The sequence below is a fragment of the Leptospira kobayashii genome, assembly GCF_003114835.2.
GTDB lineage: Bacteria > Spirochaetota > Leptospiria > Leptospirales > Leptospiraceae > Leptospira_A > Leptospira_A kobayashii.
On record NZ_AP025028.1, the window covers coordinates 1,030,901 to 1,052,564 of the forward strand.

At 41.3% G+C, this 21,664-nt stretch carries 18 protein-coding genes and 1 pseudogene; 12 read left to right on the plus strand and 7 right to left on the minus strand.

Annotation, left to right across the window (positions count from 1 at the left end; genetic code table 11):
• Window positions 1-25: 25 nt before the first annotated feature.
• A complete protein-coding gene (locus DI077_RS04555; protein WP_109018649.1) occupies window positions 26-889 on the minus strand; it encodes an SDR family NAD(P)-dependent oxidoreductase in 864 nt (287 codons plus the stop codon).
• A gap of 165 nt (window positions 890-1,054) precedes the next feature.
• On the opposite strand from DI077_RS04555, the gene DI077_RS04560 reads away from it, so the two are divergent.
• On the plus strand, window positions 1,055-1,624 hold the full coding sequence (locus DI077_RS04560) for a TetR family transcriptional regulator (RefSeq protein WP_109018648.1): 570 nt from the start codon (window positions 1,055-1,057) through the stop codon (window positions 1,622-1,624).
• A gap of 8 nt (window positions 1,625-1,632) precedes the next feature.
• On the opposite strand, the gene DI077_RS04565 is transcribed toward DI077_RS04560, so the two are convergent.
• Window positions 1,633-2,220, minus strand: coding sequence for a WG repeat-containing protein (locus tag DI077_RS04565; RefSeq protein ID WP_109018647.1), 588 nt, complete (start codon window positions 2,218-2,220; stop codon window positions 1,633-1,635).
• 683 nt (window positions 2,221-2,903) lie between these two features.
• Between DI077_RS04565 and DI077_RS04570 the strand changes: the two genes are divergently transcribed.
• Together DI077_RS04570 and DI077_RS04575 are read left to right on the plus strand one after the other, a co-directional pair.
• Complete coding sequence (locus DI077_RS04570) at window positions 2,904-5,429, plus strand: ATP-binding protein (protein ID WP_109018646.1); 2,526 nt, start codon at window positions 2,904-2,906, stop codon at window positions 5,427-5,429.
• A 29-nt stretch (window positions 5,430-5,458) separates the two neighbouring features.
• Window positions 5,459-6,661: an EAL domain-containing response regulator gene (locus DI077_RS04575; RefSeq protein ID WP_109018645.1), complete on the plus strand. Its 1,203-nt coding sequence runs from the start codon at window positions 5,459-5,461 to the stop codon at window positions 6,659-6,661.
• 385 nt (window positions 6,662-7,046) lie between these two features.
• On the opposite strand, the pseudogene DI077_RS04580 reads toward DI077_RS04575, so the two are convergent.
• The 3 genes and pseudogenes from DI077_RS04580 to DI077_RS04590 all read right to left on the minus strand — a co-directional run.
• A pseudogene (locus DI077_RS04580) lies at window positions 7,047-7,136 on the minus strand (type II toxin-antitoxin system PemK/MazF family toxin); the annotation flags it as partial.
• On the minus strand, window positions 7,123-7,359 hold the full coding sequence (locus DI077_RS04585; protein WP_109018644.1) for a ChpI protein: 237 nt from the start codon (window positions 7,357-7,359) through the stop codon (window positions 7,123-7,125). The gene DI077_RS04585 and the pseudogene DI077_RS04580, both read right to left, overlap by 14 nt.
• Window positions 7,359-8,234 (minus strand): PcfJ domain-containing protein, encoded by an 876-nt coding sequence (locus DI077_RS04590; RefSeq protein ID WP_109018643.1) that lies wholly within the window; start codon window positions 8,232-8,234, stop codon window positions 7,359-7,361. The genes DI077_RS04585 and DI077_RS04590 overlap by 1 nt, the downstream gene beginning before the upstream one ends.
• 124 nt (window positions 8,235-8,358) lie before the next feature.
• Between DI077_RS04590 and DI077_RS04595 the strand changes: the two genes are divergently transcribed.
• The 5 genes from DI077_RS04595 to DI077_RS04615 all read left to right on the plus strand — a co-directional run bounded on the left by DI077_RS04595 (window position 8,359) and on the right by DI077_RS04615 (window position 16,815).
• Window positions 8,359-8,886: a hypothetical protein gene (locus DI077_RS04595; protein ID WP_109018642.1), complete on the plus strand. Its 528-nt coding sequence runs from the start codon at window positions 8,359-8,361 to the stop codon at window positions 8,884-8,886.
• 557 nt (window positions 8,887-9,443) lie between these two features.
• Entirely contained in the window at window positions 9,444-11,999 is a 2,556-nt protein-coding gene (locus tag DI077_RS04600; protein WP_242935358.1) for a tetratricopeptide repeat protein, read from the plus strand.
• Window positions 11,996-13,591 (plus strand): ABC transporter substrate binding protein, encoded by a 1,596-nt coding sequence (locus DI077_RS04605; protein ID WP_167837072.1) that lies wholly within the window; start codon window positions 11,996-11,998, stop codon window positions 13,589-13,591. Before DI077_RS04600 ends, DI077_RS04605 begins: the two co-directional genes overlap by 4 nt.
• Before the next feature lies 1 nt (window position 13,592).
• Window positions 13,593-16,475: a TonB-dependent receptor plug domain-containing protein gene (locus DI077_RS04610; RefSeq protein ID WP_109018639.1), complete on the plus strand. Its 2,883-nt coding sequence runs from the start codon at window positions 13,593-13,595 to the stop codon at window positions 16,473-16,475.
• A gap of 28 nt (window positions 16,476-16,503) precedes the next feature.
• Window positions 16,504-16,815, plus strand: coding sequence for a hypothetical protein (locus DI077_RS04615; RefSeq protein ID WP_109018638.1), 312 nt, complete (start codon window positions 16,504-16,506; stop codon window positions 16,813-16,815).
• Between the two features lie 47 nt (window positions 16,816-16,862).
• Here the strand turns inward: DI077_RS04615 and DI077_RS04620 are convergent, their stop codons facing one another.
• Entirely contained in the window at window positions 16,863-17,366 is a 504-nt protein-coding gene (locus tag DI077_RS04620; RefSeq protein WP_109018637.1) for a GFA family protein, read from the minus strand.
• A 116-nt stretch (window positions 17,367-17,482) separates the two neighbouring features.
• On the opposite strand from DI077_RS04620, the gene DI077_RS04625 reads away from it, so the two are divergent.
• Both DI077_RS04625 and DI077_RS04630 read left to right on the plus strand, forming a co-directional pair.
• A complete protein-coding gene (locus DI077_RS04625) occupies window positions 17,483-18,757 on the plus strand; it encodes an ammonium transporter (protein ID WP_109018681.1) in 1,275 nt (424 codons plus the stop codon).
• A gap of 9 nt (window positions 18,758-18,766) precedes the next feature.
• The gene (locus DI077_RS04630; RefSeq protein ID WP_109018636.1) at window positions 18,767-19,111 is read left to right on the plus strand and encodes a P-II family nitrogen regulator; all 345 of its coding nucleotides are present in this window, start codon (window positions 18,767-18,769) and stop codon (window positions 19,109-19,111) included.
• Between the two features lie 61 nt (window positions 19,112-19,172).
• Here DI077_RS04630 and DI077_RS04635 read toward each other — a convergent pair whose 3' ends face one another.
• Entirely contained in the window at window positions 19,173-19,655 is a 483-nt protein-coding gene (locus tag DI077_RS04635; protein WP_109018635.1) for a hypothetical protein, read from the minus strand.
• 88 nt (window positions 19,656-19,743) lie between these two features.
• Here DI077_RS04635 and DI077_RS04640 point away from each other — a divergent pair, with 88 nt between their 5' ends.
• Window positions 19,744-20,658, plus strand: a complete 915-nt coding sequence (locus DI077_RS04640; protein ID WP_109018634.1) for an NAD(P)-dependent oxidoreductase — start codon at window positions 19,744-19,746, stop codon at window positions 20,656-20,658.
• Window positions 20,659-20,702: 44 nt separating this feature from the next.
• Window positions 20,703-21,635: an alpha/beta fold hydrolase gene (locus tag DI077_RS04645; RefSeq protein WP_109018633.1), complete on the plus strand. Its 933-nt coding sequence runs from the start codon at window positions 20,703-20,705 to the stop codon at window positions 21,633-21,635.
• Window positions 21,636-21,664: the final 29 nt, after the last annotated feature.

Here is a 21,664-nt window from a genome sequence, read left to right on the forward strand (position 1 = left end):
GGAAATTGCATTGAATTCTCAATATTTAGAGCCCGAAAATCTTTTTTGTCATCCAAACAGGAACGGTTCGGGGTAAAAATCGATTCAAAAGAGAATAAATGAAAGTATCCGTACCAAAATGATAACTGATCTCGGTTGTTTTGCTTTCTGCAATCTTTACGATCTTTTTCGCGATGAAAGAAGGAGGTGTTCCCATATGTTTTTTTGCAGTTGCTTCCGAGATTTTTGCCAATCGGGTCATTGGCTCGAGATAATGTTTTTTGCCTTCTTCCGGAATCTCGAATAATGCTTGTTTAATCATAGAAACGCTTTTTCCTATAAACGGAGTGTCTATCAAACCCGGAATGACGGAAGTTACATCAATACCGGAGGACTTCAGTTCAAGATATTGAGTATCGTTTAATCTTAGTAATGCGGCTTTTGCTGCTGCATAAATTGCAGTCCATGGATCGGAATTCCAGGCGGCTCGGGATAAAACATTGAGAACCTTCGCATTTTGATCCGTTTGAGCCTTGTATTTTTTCAGCGAAGGCAAAAGCAATCTGGTCAATGCAAAAGGACCCCAAAACAATACTTCGAATAAATTTCTCGCGGAACTTTCTTCCATATATTCGTAAGGCGAAAAAAATATGCTTCCTGCGTTATGAATGACAACGGCTAACCCGGAATCTCCGCATTCCTTTTCCACATACTTTGCCGCTTCCTTCACACTCTCACCGTCTTCCAGATCGATTCTGACAGGTTTTACATTTTTATAGTTTGCGATTTCTTTCAGGTCTTCCGTTTTTCTTGAACCCGCAAAAACATTCCAACCTGCTTCTGCAAAGTAAATGCAAGTTTCCTTTCCCAAACCGGAGCTGGCACCTGTTATAAAGACATTACGATTCATAAGATTCTCCTATTTTGCCTTATATTCAATAATGGCACTTTGTGTAATTTGGCATCAAGTGCCATTATTGTCAAACCAAATTTGGCACTAAGTGACAAATTCAATGAATTGACTTCGGCCGAACCAAAAACGAAATTGTAAAACGGACAAAGGAGGACTTCTCGTTTGAGTTTAAGAGATCGAAAAAAGCAGGAAGTTCGGGTAGTGATTCGAGAAAAGGCATTGGAGCTTTTTATAGAAAAGGATTTCTCATCCGTCTCCGTAGAAGAAATCGTTTTGCTTTTGAATGTTTCCAGAAGGACTTTCTTCCGGTATTTTCCTACTAAAGAAGATGTTGTCTTTGATTGGTATGAGGAATTGAGGGACGGTCTTGTACAAACTCTGAAAGCTCGTCCGGAAACAGAGGATTATTACGAATCCGTATGTGAAACCCTCTCCTCACTATTGAGATATTATGATGAAAATCGGGACTGGTCTATGAAGATGATGAAGTTGTCTAAGGAAACTTCAAGCCTCATTGCGAAAAGTTTGGAAAAAAGAATGTTATGGGAAAGGGATCTATCGGCGGTGATTGCCGATAGGATTTCCAAAGGGCAAGACAAAGATCTTCGCGCAAAAATCATCGTGGGGAAAGCAATGACCGCCTTTTACTACGGCGTAGAACAGTGGTATGCCGAAGGTGGAAAAAAGAACATACGCACCATTTTGCAAAAAGCTTTCGAATTTGCGAAATAAGAGAATGGTTATTTAATTTTGATTTCTTTTTTTACGTTGTCTTTTGTCACTTGAGCTGTTTTTTTCCCGGCATCAATCGATACTGAATCATACTCGACGGGTATCACAACTTTTCCTTTTTTGTCGATCGCTCCGTATTTTCCACCTTTTATGATAGAATGTTCTCCCGATTTTTCCGAATAACATCCATTACATACGATTGAAAATCTGTTTTCAAAAGGTTGGGCGAAATCGTATTCCGCTTTGATCTTTTTTTTGCAAGCCGAATCGAAAAAACCTATCTTCTTGTTTTCAACGAACCTTCCCAATCCTTCGGATAGATAATCCGGACCGTTGTCGAATACAAAAGCAGACAATAAACGTTTGTTATTTGAGTCGATGCAGATCCATTCGTTTTTATCTACGACAAAGGCAACTCCCTTTTCATTGAAATCATAGACATGAGAATACCTAGGGGCGATGATGACTTTTCCATTTTTGTTTTTAAATCCAAACAAATCCTTTTCTTCAAATGAAACCAGGGTTTTGTTCTGCGGATAAGACAGAGAAGGTATTAAAATAAATAATAAAAACAAACGCAGAAAGGTTCGATTCATGTAATTTTCACTCCGTTATAGGTCTTTGTTATCAGAATAGAAGCGCCTAAAAAAGCAAATCTTTTGCGTTAGGGACATGTAGGGCGCCGTTAGGCGGCCAAACTTTGTTTGGCGGACACCCCGAAGTGGCCCGACCCTTAATAAAGAGAGTCGCCGGAGTGAGTCCGATCGGGAACGCCCTTGGGACCTGAAAATTTGTTGGTTTTGTCTGGCCGCTCATGGATTCGATGATTCGGCAGTTTAATTCGACTTTTTCTTAGGGATAATCCCGAATTTACCGTCCAAACTGTCCGGTTATTCTTTTGGTTTAACGGAAAAGGGAAAATTTTTTAATATTTATATTAAATTTTTTTATTTATTTATCTCCAAATATTATTAATATCTAACCTGATTTTTGTAATATATCGTTGGCCGGAGACGTACCTTCGGCCCGAGCAATTTTTTTTTACCAGTTCACAGTCAAAAAAGGCGATTTAACCTTAGAATTTTAAAGATCATTGTTCAGGCAAACAAGAATGCTATGTTTGAGCTGCCATGATGGAAGAGCAAATTTTTTAAAAGCAAGAGGGAGTCCCTATGGAAGTTCGGTTTCATTTTTCGTACATTGATTTTTTTGCGTATGGGCTTTCCAAAGAGACAAAGGCTGGTTCGATCTTTACGGATTTTCATGGGAAAGTCTTGGTATGAGTACAGATAAAAACAGAGCGGATTCTTCGTCTTCCACCGGTTCCTTATCCTCCGGGCCCGATTTTCGCGCGTTATTCGAGTCCGCTCCCGGTCTTTATCTTGTTTTGGATCTTAATTTTCACATTGTTGCTGTTAGTGATGCATATGCGAATGCCACTATGATTCAAAGGGAACAAGTTTTAGGCAAAGGTATTTTTGAAGTTTTCCCCGACAATCCGGATGACCCTGCCGCAGACGGAGTGCGTCATCTTAGAGCTTCTTTGCTGGAAGTTCTCCAACATCGTGTTGCGAGCACAATGGCTGTCCAAAAATACGATATACGCAAACCGGATTCGGAAGGAGGAGGATTTGAAGTCCGCTATTGGAGCCCACGTAATTCTCCTGTTCTGAATAAAGACGGCACTCTTGCTTATATCATTCATCGTGTAGAGGATGTGACTGAATTTGTTCGACTCAAACAACAGGGAATAGAACAAACAGAAGTGACTCAGGATATGCGCGAGCGAATGGAACGTATGGAAGCGGAAGTTTTTATTCGTGCGAAGGAAGCGATTGAAGCCAACGAAGGGTTGCGAAATAGCCAGGAAAATCTTTCCGTAACATTGAATTCGATCGGTGATGCGGTTCTAACTACGGATTCGGAGGCGAGGGTCACTAGACTCAATCCGGTAGCCGAACAATTGATCGGATGGACACAAAGAGAAGCTATCGGACGTTCGGTGACAGATATTTTCAATATTATCAGTAACGAAACCCGCCAACCCGTTTCCATACCGGTGATCGATGCTTTGACCCAAGGAACAATACAGGGTCTTACCAATTCCATATTGATTTCCCGTGATGGTAAGGAACATGCCATCGCTGACAGTTGTGCTCCGATCCGAAACAGGGATGGAGTAGTGACTGGGACCGTACTTGTGTTTCGCGATGTAACGGAAGAACATGCGGCTAAGGCTGCATTGCAACGGGCGAAAGAAGATGCGGAACTTGCCAATCGTTCCAAAGATTCCTTTTTGGCTACAATGAGTCATGAAATCCGTACTCCTTTAAGCGGTTTACTCGGAATGTTGGAACTACTCAGTTTAACGGCAATGAATGCCGACCAGAAAAAAATGGTTCAAGCTGCCAGGGATTCGGGAAACGGCTTGTTGCGAATCCTTAGTGATATTCTGGATTGGTCCAAAATTGAAGAGGGGAAACTGGAACTGTCGCTGCAAGCTACTTCCATTGCACAACTGTTATCCGAGGTAGTCGAGACCTATTCCCATGTCGCAAGCTCCAAGGGGTTGGTGTTGCGATACGAAGTGGATACGAAATTGAATTTGGCTCATATCGTTGATCCGCTTCGTCTTTCCCAAGTTCTCAATAATTTTGTAAGCAATGCGATCAAATTTACTTCCAAGGGGGAAGTGGAAGTACGTGCCGATTTGGTTAAGGATTTTTCCTATGCACAAAAAATCCGTTTTTCCGTCCGGGATACCGGTATCGGTTTGAATCGGGAGGAACAATCGCGTTTGTTCCTGCGTTATGCGCAAGCGACATCGGATACTGCGCGTATGTACGGGGGAACCGGACTTGGGCTTGCCATTAGCCGGAGGTTAGCTGATTTGATGGATGGAGTGATCGAATTGGAAAGTGCTCCGGGCAAAGGATCTACCTTTAGTATCACATTCTCTTTGCCGACATCGGAAATGGATTTTGTAAATACGATTTTGGTCGGACCTGATATGGAGTCGGTGAAACCGATTGAGCAGGATGAAAATCATATGCACACCGTCCTTGTTGTGGATGACCATTCCATTAACCTAACTTTGTTAATACGCCAGATCGAACAACTCGGACTTCGTGTGGAAGGTGCCGATGACGGCGAAGCTGCATTGAATTTGTGGAAAGAGAAAAAATTCGATCTGATCATTACGGATTGCCATATGCCCAAAATGGACGGATATGAACTAGCAAGAGCTATTCGCGAAATCGAATCCATCGATTCAATCCCACGCACACCTATTATCGCTTATACCGCCAATGCACTTGGGGAGGAAAACGGGCTCTGTCATGATGCGGGTATGGACGAAGTGATGGTGAAGCCTGCGAAAATGATCCAATTGCGAGAGACCTTATTACGCTGGTTATCCGATATTAAGGATGCAAACGGATCTGCGGACAGGTCTCAGTCTTTTAAAGATGAAGCCGATTCGCCCATTGATTTTACAAATCTTCGCAATATCATACCGGATCGTGCGGGGCAAATTGCATTATTGAACAAGTTTCAATCGCACCATCAGGCGGATCGTGAAAAGCTGATCGCTGAATTGGATAAAGGAAATACTACCGAGATAATGAACCAAGCCCATCGTCTCAAAGGAGCAAGCCAGATCGTAGGGGCGAGTGAACTCGCAAATGCTTATGCAAACATGGAACGATCCGCCAGACAAAATAATCTGCAAGATGCACGGGCCGAGGTTAGGAAACTAACGGAAGCAGTAGGTCGATTTGAAAAATTTCTTTCTAGGCTGATTTAAAAAAAAAAGGGATTTAAGGAGCAATCATAATGAGTGCGAAGGATCTGGGATTCTTGGTAGTGGAAGATGATGATTTTCAGCGTCAAGTAATCGTAGATATATTGCATAGACTCGGGATCACGAAAATATCCGAAGCAATCGGCGGAATTCAGGCATTACAAGTGCTAAACGGTGAAAAAACAAATCCGGTCGATATCGTTCTTTGCGATTTGAACATGCCTGAAATGGACGGAATGGAATTTCTCCGACATTTGGGCAACTCCCATTCCAGTATTTCAACTATCATTATGAGTGCGTTAGACGGTGCATTGATAGCTTCCGTCAAAAAAATGGCTAGGGCTTACGGAATCACTCTCTTGGGGGCAATGGAAAAACCGATTACTCCTGAAAAACTGGAAGTGATGATTTCATTATATCAAAACGCCCAGTCCGGACAAAAGCGGGAGTTATCTGCAGAACGGACATTCTCTCTGGAAGAAATACTGCAAGGAATCAAAGATAAACAATTCGAACCTTTCTTCCAACCGAAAGTGAATATGGGAACGGGGGAAATCACCGGCGCGGAAGCCTTGGCAAGGTGGGTACATCCTAAACACGGAGTGATCGCTCCTTACGCCTTTATTGACTTATTGGAAGAAACCGGAAATATCGATGAACTAACTTTTATTATGTTGGAGAAGGCCGCAACCGCATGTCGTCTATTGCATGATAAGGGTCATAAAATTGCAATCTCGGTGAATCTTTCCTTGGTATCGTTAGCGGATGTTTCTTTGGCTGATAGAATCACTCATTTGGTGTTAAAATGCGGGATTGAACCACGTTATATGATTTTGGAGATCACCGAAACCGCTGCCATGACTGAAATGGCACCAGCTTTGGAAAATTTGGCACGACTGCGTATGAAAGGATTCGGGCTTTCGATCGATGATTATGGGACCGGCTATTCCAGTATGCAACAGATCACCCGGATTGCTTTTACCGAGCTTAAGATCGATCGATCTTTTGTGAAAGACATTACGGAGAGCAAAGTTTTGCGTATTGTTGTTAATTCCAGTATTAAAATGGCCACTAAACTTCAGATGAAAAGTATCGCAGAAGGAGTTGAGACAAAACAAGATTGGGATACTTTGAAGATTCTTTCCTGTGATACGGCACAAGGTTATTATATTGCAAAACCGATGAACCTTTCTTCTTTCACGGAGTATCTCGAAAAAGTAACAATCGTTAAGTAGTTTTCGTTTTTTGGCGACCTCCCGAATCCTTCGGATTCGGGACCGGGCTACTCCGGGCTCCGCGTTCGCTCCGGTCGCTTCGCGACCAAGCCCTTCGTATCCCTGGTCGGGGATTATTACCAAAATAGAAAGACAAATAGGTGTCAGTCGGCAAAAAGGCGAACTTATTTTCAAAAAAATTCCACTTGGATAAGATAAGATTGATTTTTCGATGAGAGTATGTTAGATGAAACTCATTGGGTGGCGGGTGGTTAACCCCACCCAATCAGGGCGGGGAGATCCGTTCTAAGATAGAAAACAATGAATTTACGGTCGTTAGATGATTCTATTTAATAATACATTTCCGGGAGCTTGTCAGATATTATTTTACTTTCATTGAATGTACATCTTGAACGATCAGAACCGGTCTTTGGAAGCTTGGTTCACTACCGAAAGGAGTTCCAAGATCAACCCACCAAATCTCACCACGAATCATTTTTTAAACTAATCCGAAGGGTATGAAGTAAAATGTCTGAGGAACTATCCCGGTTGTTTGAATTATTGGCATAAACCTGATTCAACTTTTCTGTAATTGAGTTTTTCGAATGATTTTGGATAAACTCTTCAAGTGCTCGGGCGAATAACTGGCTTCTTGGAATACCCAGTTTTTTTGCCTTCTTTTCAGCAATCGTTGGAGTAGGAATACGTTTGTTTTTCATCACCTGGTAAAGACCCAATTCGGAGGAATCCCGATTCGAAATACATCTCCAAGCATTAGGATTCCATTTTGCATCCGCCAAAATTCTATCTGGTCAGCGGTTTCCCGTTTTACTTCTTTATTAAATGCAGAAGAAACTTGGTCCAAATACCAATCTCCGTTTATATGCAGTAAGGAGAGAGTACATCTTTCGGGGAACAAAACCCGGTAGATGTAATATTTTCCAGTCAATATGTCAGAATCATAACTGAATACACAATTGTGTTGGGATTTGGATTCATCAAACAATTGTTTTCTGGATACAATCGGGATCACCCCTTCTTCTCCTTGGACGGGTGGAGGAGGGTACAATTCGTCGGGACCGGCAAATTGGTTTTTCCCGATGAGATGGATCATTTTTTTTTCCAATTCGTACAAATGGGAAAGAGAATTTATTCTCCACTTGGGGCAAAACCGTTTTACTTCTTCGTAGATTTGAAATATAGACTGATATTTGTTATTTTCCGAAGAGGAGTCAGGAAACCGGAGGGCAAGGTCCTTCAAAAAGAGAATATCCCATTTCTCTTTCCACCCTTTTTTCCTGGCAAACCCGAAGAAATCAAATAAAATCCGATTGATAAAAGTTAGATGGTGAAACGCTTTTTGGTAAACGGAGATACGGTATAACTTTCGAAATGCGGGAAGATACCCTTCCCGGATGGCGGTTTCCGTTATCTTTCCCAAAACGTTTAATGAACTGGGCAGAAAGCCGAAATAAATTGCGATCTCTTTTCTTTTGCGAAAAGGTAATTTCTCTTTTGCCTCGGAAAAATCCTCAGGAATCGAACTTAGAATCCATTCGGGGTGTTCCAGGCAAAACTGCAATGCAGGGATCATAGTATAAGTTTATACTATTTTGCGATTTTTTTATACTATTTTTTATATATTCGTCCTTAGAATATTTTTTGCTTTTTTTTTCTATGAGTATTCCTAACGATGGGCATAACCAAAGGAGGATTATGTGATCCATTTTAACAAATCGACATATATTATTTTAGCGCTTGTTACCGGTTTTGCCGTTAACTGTAGTACAACGGCAAAGAGAGTGGGTGATTTTCAGGCACCGAATTACAGTTCCGTGAAATTCAACGACAAACTTGTTGTTTCTTATGTCCCGGAAGCAGAAGCGGAGATTAAAAGTAATAATATTTTCAATGAAAACAACTTTCTTAATTATTATAAATCCGTATTGAAAGAAAAAGGAGTGATTTCCGAAAAAGCCAAAGAAACGATCGAAATCAAAATCAATGATGCCAGATTTCGTTCCGAAGGAGTCGCTATTTGGGTTGGAACTATGGCAGGCGCGGATTCAATCGACTTGGACCTAACGATCAAAGATGCGAAAGGAAAAGTAATCGACCAACATAAAATCGAGATTTCCTACGCCCTCGGTGGTTTCGGTGGCGGACCTAATTCCGTAAGAACGGACTATTTTTATAAGAAAATTACAAACCTAACTCTACAACAACTAGGTTATCCTGTAGATTAATTCCATACCTTTATTTTCTTTTAAAAGGCTTGGACTCTAACAAGTTCGGGCCTTTTTTTTGTCCATTTATAAGAAATCAATGATTCTATTTTTCCCCGTTAGGGATGGGAAGGGCGGGCCGGAGGCGCGGCCAAGCTTTGCTTGGCGGGAGCGTAAGCGGACCCCGGACCAGCCCGACCATGAACAGTTAACATGTGTAAAGTGAAATGGATTGGGAACGCCCTGATTCTGCATTCGATGATTTTGTAAACAGTTGTTCATTCAATTCGATTATGTCAGTTGGGTTTCATTTAGTGAACTATGTTCATTGGATTTGTGAGGGAATCGGGGAATTCTCATGTTTCAGCTCGTTTCGAATATTTTTGATTTAGCGCTTGTTATGCTTTTTAGGATTCAGTCAAAAAGTTTTTTCTAATTGAAAATGAGTACAATTTTTTTTTAATACTTGACCAAAGTATTTTCGAAGGATAGAAACTCTCGTTACGGAAACTAATCTTTCGACCGGTTTCTATAAATCCATATTTTAGCTTTCTTATATTTGATATTGTTAATTATAAATGATGAAAAGAATCTTTCTTACGTTCCAAAAAATAAAGATCCGAACCAAGATGATTCTTATCGTTACCGGTGTTGTATTTTTATGTGTAGGACCTCTGTCGCTCATCATTCTCTATCGTAACCAAGCGATCTTGCTCGACAAAACATTTGAAGTCTGTTTGAACCTGGGAGACAATATTTCCAATCTTGCCACGGAAGAACTGTTGATCAATGAAACTTTCGATGCAACAAGCACGGCTCTCTCTCGTTTGAAAACATCACAACTCTCCGGATTATTGGATGCTTATGTAGTCAATATCGACGGACGTTATGTTGCAGAAATCAATGAAAACCATTTGGGCAAACCCGTTCCTCAGAACGAACTGGATTATTATTTCAGTTTGAAAGAACTCGATTTTAAAGAAGTGGAATCGGGTAGTGGACCCATTCTTCGTTTCACATACCCCATCTTCATTGAATATAGAGACAAAAAAATCAGAGTGGGCGCGGCCATATTCGAGTTTGATAAGGAAGAAGTTTACGCGCCGGTAGTCCAGACGAGAACCACGATCATTTTAGGTGCGAGTATTCTATTCGTTATCGGAATCATCATTGCAGTCTACAGCGCTATCTTTTTTTCAAGACCCATCCAACAACTCACCGCCGGTGCCAAATTGATCGGCGCGGGCAATTTGAGTCATAGGATTTCTTTGCAAAACCAGGACGAGATCGGTGAACTGGCTAGTACCTTCAATCGGATGACTTCTCAGATCCAGGATTTCACTCAAAACCTGGAGAGCAAAGTGGAACAAAGGACCGAGGAACTGAACCAAAGTTTGAAGGTGGTTCAGGATTTAAAAGAAAGACAAGACGGGGATTATTACCTCACCTCACTTTTGTTACAACCTTTACAGCCTAATAACAATAATTCGAAAACGGTTAAAACGGAATTTCTGATCGATCAGAAGAAAAAATTCAGTTTTAGAAAATGGAAGTCCGAGATCGGGGGAGATATTTGTATCACCGATACGATTTCATTGCAAGACCAAGAATACACCGTGTTTATCAACGGTGATGCGATGGGAAAATCCATTCAGGGAGCGGGCGGCGCACTTGTGTTAGGTGTTGTTTTTAACGCAGGACTTATGCGTTCCCGGATTACAAAAAACCAAAAGGTGTATCCAGAGGTTTGGTTGAAAGAACGGTTTTTGGATCTTCAAAACGTATTTCGTTCCTTTGAAGGTTCCATGTTTATCTCGGTTTGTATGGGTCTTGTCGAAACAAAAACAGGTGTTATGTATTATATCAATGCGGAACATCCCTGGACCGTGCTTTTCAGAGACGGAAAAGCTTCCTTTTTGGAAGAGGAACTTGCGATTCGCAAATTGGGAACACCCGATATAGAAGAGAAATTTTTCGTTCGTATGTTCCAGTTGATGCCGGAGGACATTATCATCACCGGATCGGACGGAAGGGATGATTTTGCACAGGAAGAAGACGATCCCAATCACGAAACCATCAATACGGACGAGATGCAGTTTTTGTATCGTGTGGAAGAAGCGGGAGGGGATCTGGAAGGGATTTCGAAAGGAATCAAATCGAAAGGATTTTTAATAGATGATCTTTCTCTTCTGAAAATCAGTTATAATCCTGATATTAGCGAAGCTAAATTTTTCCCGACTCCGGAACTTCCTTCCCGTTTTTCGGATACGAATCAGCTACTCGCAGGCGGAAATACGGAAGAAGCCATTCAGTCCATTGAGGAGTTATTCAAAGAAAATCCGAATTTTTCCGATCTGTTGAAGCTACTGGGAAAACTTTATTTTGAAACAAAAGACTATTCCCGTGCCGTTGAATGTTTGAATCAATTCATCGATATCAATCCTGCAAATAACGAATCCATTTATCTTCTTTCTCTCTCTTATAAAAATCTGAATCTAATGAATGAAGCCGCGGATGTGGGAGAAAGGTTGTATCTTCGCGAACCTCTCGATTTCAATAATTTGGTCAGTCTTGCCGAAACCTATTTCGAATTAGGTGTTTATCGTAGGGGAGAGTTTTTGATTCAAAAGGCTTTGGAATTGAATCCGGATGATTCGGTTGCTTTGCAAATCCAGGCAAAAATAGAAAGCATCAAAAACACCCTTACGCCTGAGGAGATCCAAAAAGTCCCGAAACCGCTTGTGGAAATCCGAAGTCTTACTTCCGTGATCGAGTCTGCGGACAATTTGTACGCGGAAAAAAAATACAAAGAAGCATTGAACGAATACAAGGAAGCGTTGAAACGTTCCCGTGAAAATCCGTTTCTGCTTTTCCGAACAGCAAATTGTCTTTCTTTGTTGGAACGAATGGAAGAAGCCATTGAATTTTATTCCACATCTCTGGCCCTTGTCCCGAACAATCACCATGCCAGAAATAATTTGGGAAGTATCTTTTTCCGGCTTCGAAGATATGCCGAAGCGAGAAATGAATGGGAGATGGCTTTGCAGATCAAACCCGATTTCAAAACGGCACGCATCAACTTGGACAAATTGGAAAAATTCATACAAGAAAATCTGGTTCAGGCGGAATCATGAATTTATTTTTCCGTTTCAAAAGGTTTTCCATTTATTTCGCCATGTCTGCAGTATTTCTGTTTGTATTTTCCTCCGGAAAAAATGTTCTTTCCCCGGTTCCCGCCGCAACAAAACCCAGCGGTTATGTGGAAATACTATTGTCTTTGGATAATGCGATCTACGAACAGAGCTTATACGGTATCCAATCCGTCATTGATTCCGAAGTTCGAATCACTTATTTGAATATTCTAAATGAAGAACAAGGGGAACTGGCAAAATACTTTCGTGAATTGGAATCTTCCGATGTTCCTCTTTTGATCGCAGTAGGCCCTTTGGCGGCAAAAACGGCCAAAGAAAATTTAAACAAGACACCAATTGTTTTCACTATGGTGAATTCTCCCAAATCTTTGGGCTTGGAATCAGGCAGACTATGCGGTGTTAGTATGGATGTATCGATCCAGGATTTTTTTCAGACCCTAAAGGAAATCAATCCTGATGCGAGGAATGTTTATTCCACTTACTCCACCGAAGAAGGAGGATACTCTGCAATCGAAGGGGAATACGAGGATTTGGAAAACAAACTCTTGTTCTATGCAAAAAAAACAACGAATGGGCTTGAGTTTTCAAAATATCTGGAAACGATTTCGGAGGGAACCGACGGATTTTACATGGTGAGTGATCCCATCTATGACCGCAAAAATTTTGAGACTCTTTCCGCATTTTGCAAAAAGCACGGGATCGTTTTGATGACACCTTTTCCTTCACTTGTGAAAACGGGAGCGACCTTCGGGATTAGCCCCGATTATACGAAGATAGGTGTACTTACCGGTTCCATGGCGAATCGGATTTTATCGGGATCTTCCCATTGCAAAAAAGAGGGAGTGATCCGGTCCGATCAAACTTCATTTTATTTAAATGAAGAATATGCAAGCGAATCCGGCTTAAAAATTCCCCAATCCATTTCCGATCGTGCCAAACTCACCGGTTTACTTGCTGCGGGAGTCAATTTGCTCAATGATGATAAATTGAAGGCCGCCAAATCCGTGTTTGAGTCTATTTTGAAGAAGGATGCGAAAAATCCTTCCGCCATTTCCTATTTGAATCTGATCGTTGAAAAAATGACCGGAACCAAAACAAAAGAGCTGATGGCTTCCGCTAAAAAATATTTCGATGAGGGAAAATATTCCCAAGCAAGAACCGAATATCAGAAAGTATTGCAAATCAATCCCAATATCATTGCTGCAAGAGAAGGCATCCAGGCGACTTTGCTCACTCAAAGTGAACAGGAAAGAGCTCAGGCAAATGCATTGTTTCGCAATGAAAGACCTTATGAAGCGATTAAAATGGCTCTCTCTTCCATTCGGACGTTGCCGTCCAATTCGAAGGCAATTTCCGATCTTGCCGGTTTTAGAAACAATCAATTCCCTAAGATTCCGGAATACTTCAAAGAAGGTGTAACGGAATACAATAAAAGGGAATACGAACTTTCCATCAGGATATTCGAAGATATCTTGTTAGTCGATCCAGGTGACAAAAAGGCAATCGAATATCTTCGGCTCTCTTATAAAAAAAGAGACGCACTTCGTTTGATGACTGAGAAATCGAGGGATTAAAATGCGAATTAAAAATCTGGCTCTAGCTTCCTTGTTTTTATGCATTCCGGCGCATTTCGTTCATTCGCAAGATTCCAAAGTCACAAATACTTCCAAGTTGATTCATATTTCCGAATTTGTTCCTTTGGAATCCACAAATCCGAATCAGAAATTGGCAACCCAGGTATCGGAAACGCTTTCTCTGGAGTTACGTGAAAAAAGTTATATCGTGGAAAAAAGCCAAGGGTCCGGTTTACGCGACCGGTTAACAAAGGCTAAAGAAGAAAATGTTTTGTTTCTCATCGAAGGTTTTTACGAGAAACAAAACGAATCTTCCAGTTTGAACCTTTATGCGCAAGCTTATGATCCGTCCACTGGTTTTGTGGTGGATGCTTTCAATCTGACGGATGAAATTTTTCAAACAAAAGAATTGAATATCAATTCGGCGGACTTGCTTGAGCCCGATTCGCAAAGGATTCAGAAGTTTTCCAAAAAACTGGCTCAACTGCTTCGTTCCAATTCCCGGAAAAAGGAAAACCGGGAAAATATAGAGCAATACGTTTTGAATTCCAAGATCAGTTCCAGTAATAAATTTGCAATCACATCGGATGAAAAAGCATCCGAAGATGCGACTGCGCAGGTGTTCGACTTGCTTGCAAATCAAGTCACCACTTCCGCAACCAAGATCGCAAGAAAAACAAGCGAAGCACCAAACATCGTTTCTGTGATTTCGGATAAGGAAATCAAGGATTACGGAAGGATTAGCCTCAACGATATATTGTACCAACTCCCCGGATTTTCTCCTTCCATGGACTATGATCGAAGGACCGTTTCCTCCAGGGGCATTTACGAAGGTTGGAATAACAACCACCTAATGCTTCTTATGGACGGGGTCCAGTTCAATGACAATTTGTACGGATCGGCTTATACATCGGAAATTACACCCGTCAGTCTGATCAAGTCTTTGGAAGTGATCCGTGGCCCGGGCTCCGCTCTGTACGGTTCCAATGCGACGAACGGAGTCATCAATATCAATACTTACACCGGTAAAGATCTGAAAGGAGAGATTCGAACACGCGTACGTGCGGGAGACAGCGGAACCAGGATTTATGATTTTACAACGGGAAATACTGGACAGATTTTTTCCTATGTAATGACGTATAACAATTATTCAACGAACGGAAATAATTATCAAAGTCATGACGGTTCCGGTAGAACGAACGAATTCGGGTATCTCAGAAAATTCACAACGAACGATGCAAGAGGAAACGATTATGTATTCCTTCGTCTGGACGGGGAAGGTGCCTTGAAAGGTCTTTCGATTCAATACCATCGCCAGAATTGGAATTTCCAAACCGGGCATGGTTGGCTTTGGAGGATTCCCGATGTAAAGGAGAACATGTCCGAGTCGAGGCAAATGGCATCCGTAAAATACACAAGCAACATCACAGACAAACTAACACAGGAATATGTGCTCCGTTACCAAGAGCATAATATCAATTGGAATATGCGGTTTGCGGAGAACGGAGCCTACGATGGTTTTTATCCTGCGGGGATGACGGAATATTTGAAAACGGGGGCAAAGGATATTTTATCCAGAGGGCAGTGGACTTATATTCTTCCCAATGGAGGAAGTTTGCTCGGTGGGGTGGAAGGAACCATTTTCAAATACGGAGGAGATAAAGAACATTATAGCAATATCAATGTAAATAATTCCATAGACGGATTTCCTCCTTTCAGTGCGGACAACGGACAAAGGAAACTGGGGCCTTGGTTGGAATGGATCAAAGACAAACCGATTCAAAAAGGAGCCGCCTTCGCTCAGTTAACTTCCGGAAAAGTATTCAATCGTTTGGTCGAATTCACATTGGGGATGAGGTATGATGAGACCGTTATCCATTACAGAGGAATCGATCAGCCGAAACAGGATACTCTTGGAAACCCTGCGAATCTTTTCATAAACCCGGATGATCCGAATAATTCTTCCAATACACCTTACGTCAATGAGGCGCTCGGACCTCCCTTTATTCCGAATGAAAAAAGAGTATTTCGCAAAACAAATCCTAGGTTAGGAATCGTTTTTTTTCCGACTTCCAATCTGACTATCAAAGCGATGACGGGAACCGCTTACAGAGAACCTTCCGTAACGGAACTTTTCGGAGCCAATACATTCTCGCTTGCATCCAACCCTAGAAAGTTAAAGCCGGAAATCATACGTACTTCCGAACTTGCTATCGATTGGCTTGCGTTCAAGTATTTGAATTTAAGAGCCAATTACTTTTTGACTCGTTTTGAAAATCAGATCGCCTACAGTGTTGCCAATAACAATTTAAGCACAAATATTTATACCTTGGTCAATGATGGTGCGGAAATGGAGGCATTGACTTCTTATAAAATGATTTCGGGCTTCGCTAATTTTTCGGTCGTTAGGCGAAGAAACGAACATATCCAGGATAGCACTGTGGCAAAGGAACCGAATCAGGTGAGTTGGGTTCCCGCACAAACTGCAAACGGAGGAATCAATGTTAAATGGGAGAAATTGACGTCCTCTTTTTCAGTGCATTGGCAGGGCAAAGTGAGAAGAAGGGCAAGTGATTTGGGTTCTATTGATCCCGTATCCGGTTACGGTCCTCTGGATCCGAGCACATTTGTGAAAAACGATGTCAGTACTTATCAACCTATTTTTTACGGATCGCAGTATCCCGTTTACCGTTCCAAATCCGTATCGGAATGGATCAGTGTCAATTTCAGAATCGGATATCAATTGATGGAAAATGTGAACTTCGCCTTTTTCGTATCGAATCTTTTGAATCACTATCAACCTTTGATCAAGAATAATCTTTATCCGTTCGACTATGTAAATGAAGGAAGAAGATTTATGTTTGATCTCAGCGCTACTTTCTAATAGGATAAGGACGGGGGACGGCAAACTCATGAGCATCAGTGAAAGACAGTTGGAGTTGATCAAAGAATCCGCTCATTTATTGGTAAGGGAAATCAATCTGACAAATGAAGAAGCGATTCAACTGATCTCCCGATGTATCAAAAAAGAATTAATCAAAAGAAACATCACTATGGAGATGTTAAATATCAGTCCGAAACCGGACAGAACTTCATTTATCCGTGCAGTTGTGCAACATGTGCAAGAAGCCATTCAGGAAAATCCTTATTGGAGAACCAAACATTTGAACAAATCCATTGAAAGTTTTTACAAGGTGTTGCACGATTCCTGGACAAGAGAATGACAAAACAATAATGATTGTTTTGTTGCGAAGTCTGTTTTGTTTCCACTCTAGGTCTTACGTTCCGGGAAGCCCGAGTATTTTTCCAGTTTATCGTCTATCTGATACCAGTTGGGTTTGTTTTGAACGAAGATATGTTGTGTAGGTAGATTTTCCGTTTTCAGATCCTGGTCCAAAGTTCCGATCGCGATATCGATGTATTTTTCCTGGGTAGTTCTTCTATAATACAAACTTGATCCGCAAACACTGCAAAATCCTCTTTCTACATCGGAGGAAGATTGGTATTTTTTCAAAAACTCTTCCCCTTCTGTCCATACGAAATCTTTCAGCCCCACCATACCGTAAGTTCCGTAAGCGGCCCCGTGAAATTTACGGCACATGGAACAATGGCAATGGTTGGGATTTGTTTTGAATTTGCCGAATTCATATCTGATTTTTCCGCATAAACAGGATCCGCTGTAGTTTGAGTCCATAAATTTTGATCGCCTTTTTACTTGTCCGTTGTTTTTGTATTGAATTTTGATCATTAGGATACTGAGTTTTGAATTTGTCATTTTGTTTCCGTACTTTCAGTTCGGAAATAATCAGTTGAAAGATTGGAAAAACGTTATTTAATGCCAATGAGCCAAAGGAGAAAGGAATGTTTCTGAAAAAAATAAATAAGAATTTTATGTTCTTATTGTTATTATTATTTCCGCTGATGATTTACGGGCAAGAAACCCAAACGAATGTTACACCAGAAGCGACTGCGCCAAGTTTGGATAAGGCAGACACAACTTGGATGCTAGTATCTTCCGCTTTAGTATTTTTTATGATTCCGGGACTTGCTTTGTTTTACGGAGGGATCGTTCGGTCCAAAAACATATTATCTACAATGATGCACAGTTTTGTGGCAATTCTAGTGATGACATTGCAATGGACTATCTTCGGGTATAGTTTTGTATTCTCAGGTTCCAATCCTTATTTCGGCGATTTCAATCTGGCATTTCTGGAAGGAATCGATTCCAATACCTTGGAAGGAAGCATTCCCAAATACGTTCATTTTCTATTCCAAGGTATGTTTGCACTTATCACGCCTGCATTGATTTCCGGCGCCATCGCGGAAAGAGTCAAACTTTCAGGATACGTAATATTCATTTTAGTATGGTCTACTCTTGTGTATGATCCGGTCGCTCATTGGGTTTGGGCTTCCAACGGTTGGCTTTTCCAGTTGGGAGCACTTGATTTTGCGGGAGGAACTGTCGTTCATTTGATTTCAGGGATTGCAGGTCTTGCCGCAGCTTTGGTCATTGGCAAAAGAAAAGGAGATCCGGGAACACTCACTCATCCGAATAACATGACTTATACTCTGTTAGGATCGGGATTATTATGGTTCGGTTGGTTCGGATTCAACGCAGGTTCCGGTCTTGCCGTCAATGGAATTGCGGCACGCGCTTTTTTAGTGACTTTGATTGCCCCTGCGGCAGCAGGAGCGGTTTGGTTGCTAATCGAATGGTGGCATACCAGCAAAGCGACTGCGTTAGGTGCTGCCTCCGGAATCGTTGCAGGGCTTGTTGTCATCACACCCGCCTCAGGATTTGTGGGAGTGCAAGGCGCATTGATTATGGGTATACTTGTGTCTCCTATCTGTTATGCGGCAATCTATTTGAAAGGCAAGTTCGGGTATGACGATACCTTGGATGCTTTCGGAATCCACGGTGTGGGAGGGGCATTCGGTGCTATACTTACGGGAATATTCGCTTTGGAGCTTGCGGAAGGGGTAAGCCGGGGCAGCCAGATTTATGTTCAGTTTCTCAGTGTAATTGCAACGGGACTTTATTCCTTCGTCGTTTCTTACATATTGGCTCTTGCGATCGATAGAACCATAGGCTTTAGAATTGATGAGGAAAAAGAAATTTCCGGTTTGGATCAAGAAATTCACGGAGAAAAAGGATACGATATCTAAGGAGAATTTATGAAACTAATTATAGCAATCATTCAGCCGCATAAATTGGAAGAAGTTAAAAATGAATTAACTAAGAACGAAATTTACAGACTTACTGTGAGTGATGTCCAAGGATACGGGCAACAAAAAGGAAAAACGGAAATTTTCAGAGGTCATGAATACCAAGTGAACCTGCTTAGAAAAGTCCGCCTGGAAATTGCAGTCAATGACGAGTTCGTTAAACCTACGATAGATGCTATTTTGAAATCGGCAAAAACAGGGGAAGGCAAAATCGGAGACGGAAAGATTTTTGTAATGCCTGTGGAAGAAGTGATTCGAATTCGAAACGGAGAGAGGGGGGGGAAAGCGATTTAATCTTTTTCACTTCCAGGGCACAATGTTCGATTGTGCCCTTCTTGATCATTTCGGATGCATTTTATTCAAAACGAAGATATTTTGCAATCAATAGATCTTCTTTGAAATGTTTCGGGTAACAGAGAGCTAGCAGGTTCAATACCAATTTGGCAATGTTTTCCGAGGAAATTTTTTCAACTGGAAAACTAACTATATCCAAAGTATCGTCGGAAATAACTCCTTCCTCGATTTTAAAATCCAGTGAAATACAGTTGATTAAGCGTTCATGCCAATCTTCTATTGAAATCTCGTCTTCCCATAGACTGAAATGATAACAATACATATGCAAACCTTCGTCTTCATCGAATTCGAAATGGAAGAATAAATCTTCATCTTCGTTTGCTTTTAATAATATCTCTATCTGGTCGGTATTTTCCCAGTCGTTTTGTTTTAGTTTGTCTAATAACGATTTTAAGGAAGAGAGAGGATTTCGAATTTCTTCAATCGGCTCCCATTCTTCAAAATCTTCCGTATCTTCATTGTCATCATTATTGAAAGAATTCATAATTTTACTTATTTAATTTTTTTCAGGATAATAAGAAAAGAAGAAAATCCTAATTTTTTTAGAATAGGCAATAGCTTGCGGAGGAACAATGCAAAACAAATCGAAAACAATCGCGATGATCGGGGCCGGAATTATGGGGAGCGGGATGGCTGCAAGGCTTCTCATTCACGGGCATAAGGTCCGTCTTTACGCCCGTTCACCTCAAAAATTGGATTTGCTTCCGGAAGAGATAAGAACGGTTGTTAAAGGAAAGGATGCGGAGATTTTTGATTCCATTCGGGATGCAGTGAAAGGAGCGGATCTTGTCGTTCTTTGTCTTACGGAAGACGATGTCGTAAGAAATGCTTTTTTCGAAAGCGGTCTGTTGGATCTTCGACCGAATTATATCATCGATACGGGAACTACCTCTCCCGAACTTACTTTGGAAATGTTTGCTGCTGCAAAATCCCAAGGGATTACTTTTTTAGATTCTCCGATGACGGGAAGCAAACTGGCGGCGCAAAGCGGACAGATTCTATTTATGATCGGCGGAGATGGGAAGTCGATAGAAGATTTGAATTATTTCTTTGAAGCCTGTGGAAAAAATACGATTCACTGCGGGCCTGTGGCAAGCGCACAAAGAGCGAAAATTGCATTGAACATGATCCAGGCGGGAATGTTTCAGGTTTATATAGAAGGGTTTCAATTGGCCACAAAAGACGGAATTTCCTCCTCAGTATTCTTTGATATTCTGAAACAATCGGCCGCATCTTCTCCCTTACTTGAGTTCAAATTGGGAAATGTTATGCGAAAGGACTACAAGGCACATTTCTCTTTGAAAAATATGAACAAAGATAGAAATCATGCGATGCAAAGGGCAAAAGAACTGAAAGTGGTACTTCCTCTTTCTTCCGCATTGAAATCCGTTTATGAAGAGGGAATGGAGCAGGGTTTCGGGGAAGAGGATTTTTGTTCTTTGGCGAAAGTGAATGAGTTGTTAAACGGAAATGAGATTCGTCCGTAAAAATCATTTGACTGTTTTTAAAAACCTTATATTAATTTCTTCTTATGAAACGATTTCTTAAAATACTGCTTTATTCGGTCCTCGTTTTAATCGTTGTTTTGCCGTTTGTCAATGATAAGGAACGGATTCAGTTGGATGACGCTTATCGTAAACAAACGGGGTCTACTTTCTTGGAAACGCCTGACGGATTCGTGCACTACCAATTAGGTGGAAATCCGGACGGAGAAGTCGTAGTGTTTATTCATGGATTTTCCATGCCTCTTTTCATTTTTGAACCTTTGGCAAAACTTTTGGAAAAGGAAGGATACCGTACTCTTCGAATCGATTTGTTCGGAAGAGGTTTATCGGACAGGCCGGACACAACGTACGATCCCGATTTATTCAAACGCCAAATTTTAAATACTCTGGACGGTTTAAAAATCCAATCCCCGGTCAATCTCGTCGGAACTTCCATGGGAGGGATTGTTGTTACTCGATTCGCTTTGGATGAACCGAAGAGAGTGAAACGATTGGTGTTGATTGCACCTGCCGGTTTTCCAATGGATTTGCCTTTGATAGGAAAGATCACTCGTCTGCCCTGGGTAGGAGAGTATCTGATGAAAACTTTGGGAGACAGAACTTTACTCAAAGGAACTAAGACTAGCTTTTACAATATGGGGAAATTTCCCGACTTTGACCGGCAATTCTCCGAACAAATGGAGATCAAAGGTTTTAAGAGAGCGATTCTTTCCAGTTTGAGAAATATGAAATTGGAATCCTTTCTTGACGAATATAAATTGTTAGGTGGCTTGAAGTTGCCGAAGTTATTGATTTGGGGAAGAGAAGACAAAGTGGTTCCTTTTTCCAATAGCGGACTAGCCTTGGAAGTTTTGCCCGATACAGTATTTTTCCCTCTGGATGCGTTGGGACATATTCCTCATTACGAAGCGCCTGAAGTAGTCGCAAAGGGGCTTTTGGCATTTTTGAAAAAGAACTAAGTGGAATAAAAGACCAGTTAACGAATATT

Coding starts and splice junctions, on each gene's coding strand:
- DI077_RS04555 (WP_109018649.1), bottom strand. CDS start 889: ATGAATCGTAATGTCTTTATAACAGGTGCCAGCTCCGGTTTGGGAAAG.
- DI077_RS04565 (WP_109018647.1), bottom strand. CDS start 2,220: ATGAATCGAACCTTTCTGCGTTTGTTTTTATTATTTATTTTAATACCT.
- DI077_RS04570 (WP_109018646.1), top strand. CDS start 2,904: ATGAGTACAGATAAAAACAGAGCGGATTCTTCGTCTTCCACCGGTTCC.
- DI077_RS04575 (WP_109018645.1), top strand. CDS start 5,459: ATGAGTGCGAAGGATCTGGGATTCTTGGTAGTGGAAGATGATGATTTT.
- DI077_RS04585 (WP_109018644.1), bottom strand. CDS start 7,359: ATGAAAAACAAACGTATTCCTACTCCAACGATTGCTGAAAAGAAGGCA.
- DI077_RS04590 (WP_109018643.1), bottom strand. CDS start 8,234: ATGATCCCTGCATTGCAGTTTTGCCTGGAACACCCCGAATGGATTCTA.
- DI077_RS04600 (WP_242935358.1), top strand. CDS start 9,444: ATGATGAAAAGAATCTTTCTTACGTTCCAAAAAATAAAGATCCGAACC.
- DI077_RS04605 (WP_167837072.1), top strand. CDS start 11,996: ATGAATTTATTTTTCCGTTTCAAAAGGTTTTCCATTTATTTCGCCATG.
- DI077_RS04610 (WP_109018639.1), top strand. CDS start 13,593: ATGCGAATTAAAAATCTGGCTCTAGCTTCCTTGTTTTTATGCATTCCG.
- DI077_RS04615 (WP_109018638.1), top strand. CDS start 16,504: ATGAGCATCAGTGAAAGACAGTTGGAGTTGATCAAAGAATCCGCTCAT.
- DI077_RS04620 (WP_109018637.1), bottom strand. CDS start 17,366: ATGACAAATTCAAAACTCAGTATCCTAATGATCAAAATTCAATACAAA.
- DI077_RS04625 (WP_109018681.1), top strand. CDS start 17,483: ATGTTCTTATTGTTATTATTATTTCCGCTGATGATTTACGGGCAAGAA.
- DI077_RS04630 (WP_109018636.1), top strand. CDS start 18,767: ATGAAACTAATTATAGCAATCATTCAGCCGCATAAATTGGAAGAAGTT.
- DI077_RS04635 (WP_109018635.1), bottom strand. CDS start 19,655: ATGAATTCTTTCAATAATGATGACAATGAAGATACGGAAGATTTTGAA.
- DI077_RS04640 (WP_109018634.1), top strand. CDS start 19,744: ATGCAAAACAAATCGAAAACAATCGCGATGATCGGGGCCGGAATTATG.
- DI077_RS04645 (WP_109018633.1), top strand. CDS start 20,703: ATGAAACGATTTCTTAAAATACTGCTTTATTCGGTCCTCGTTTTAATC.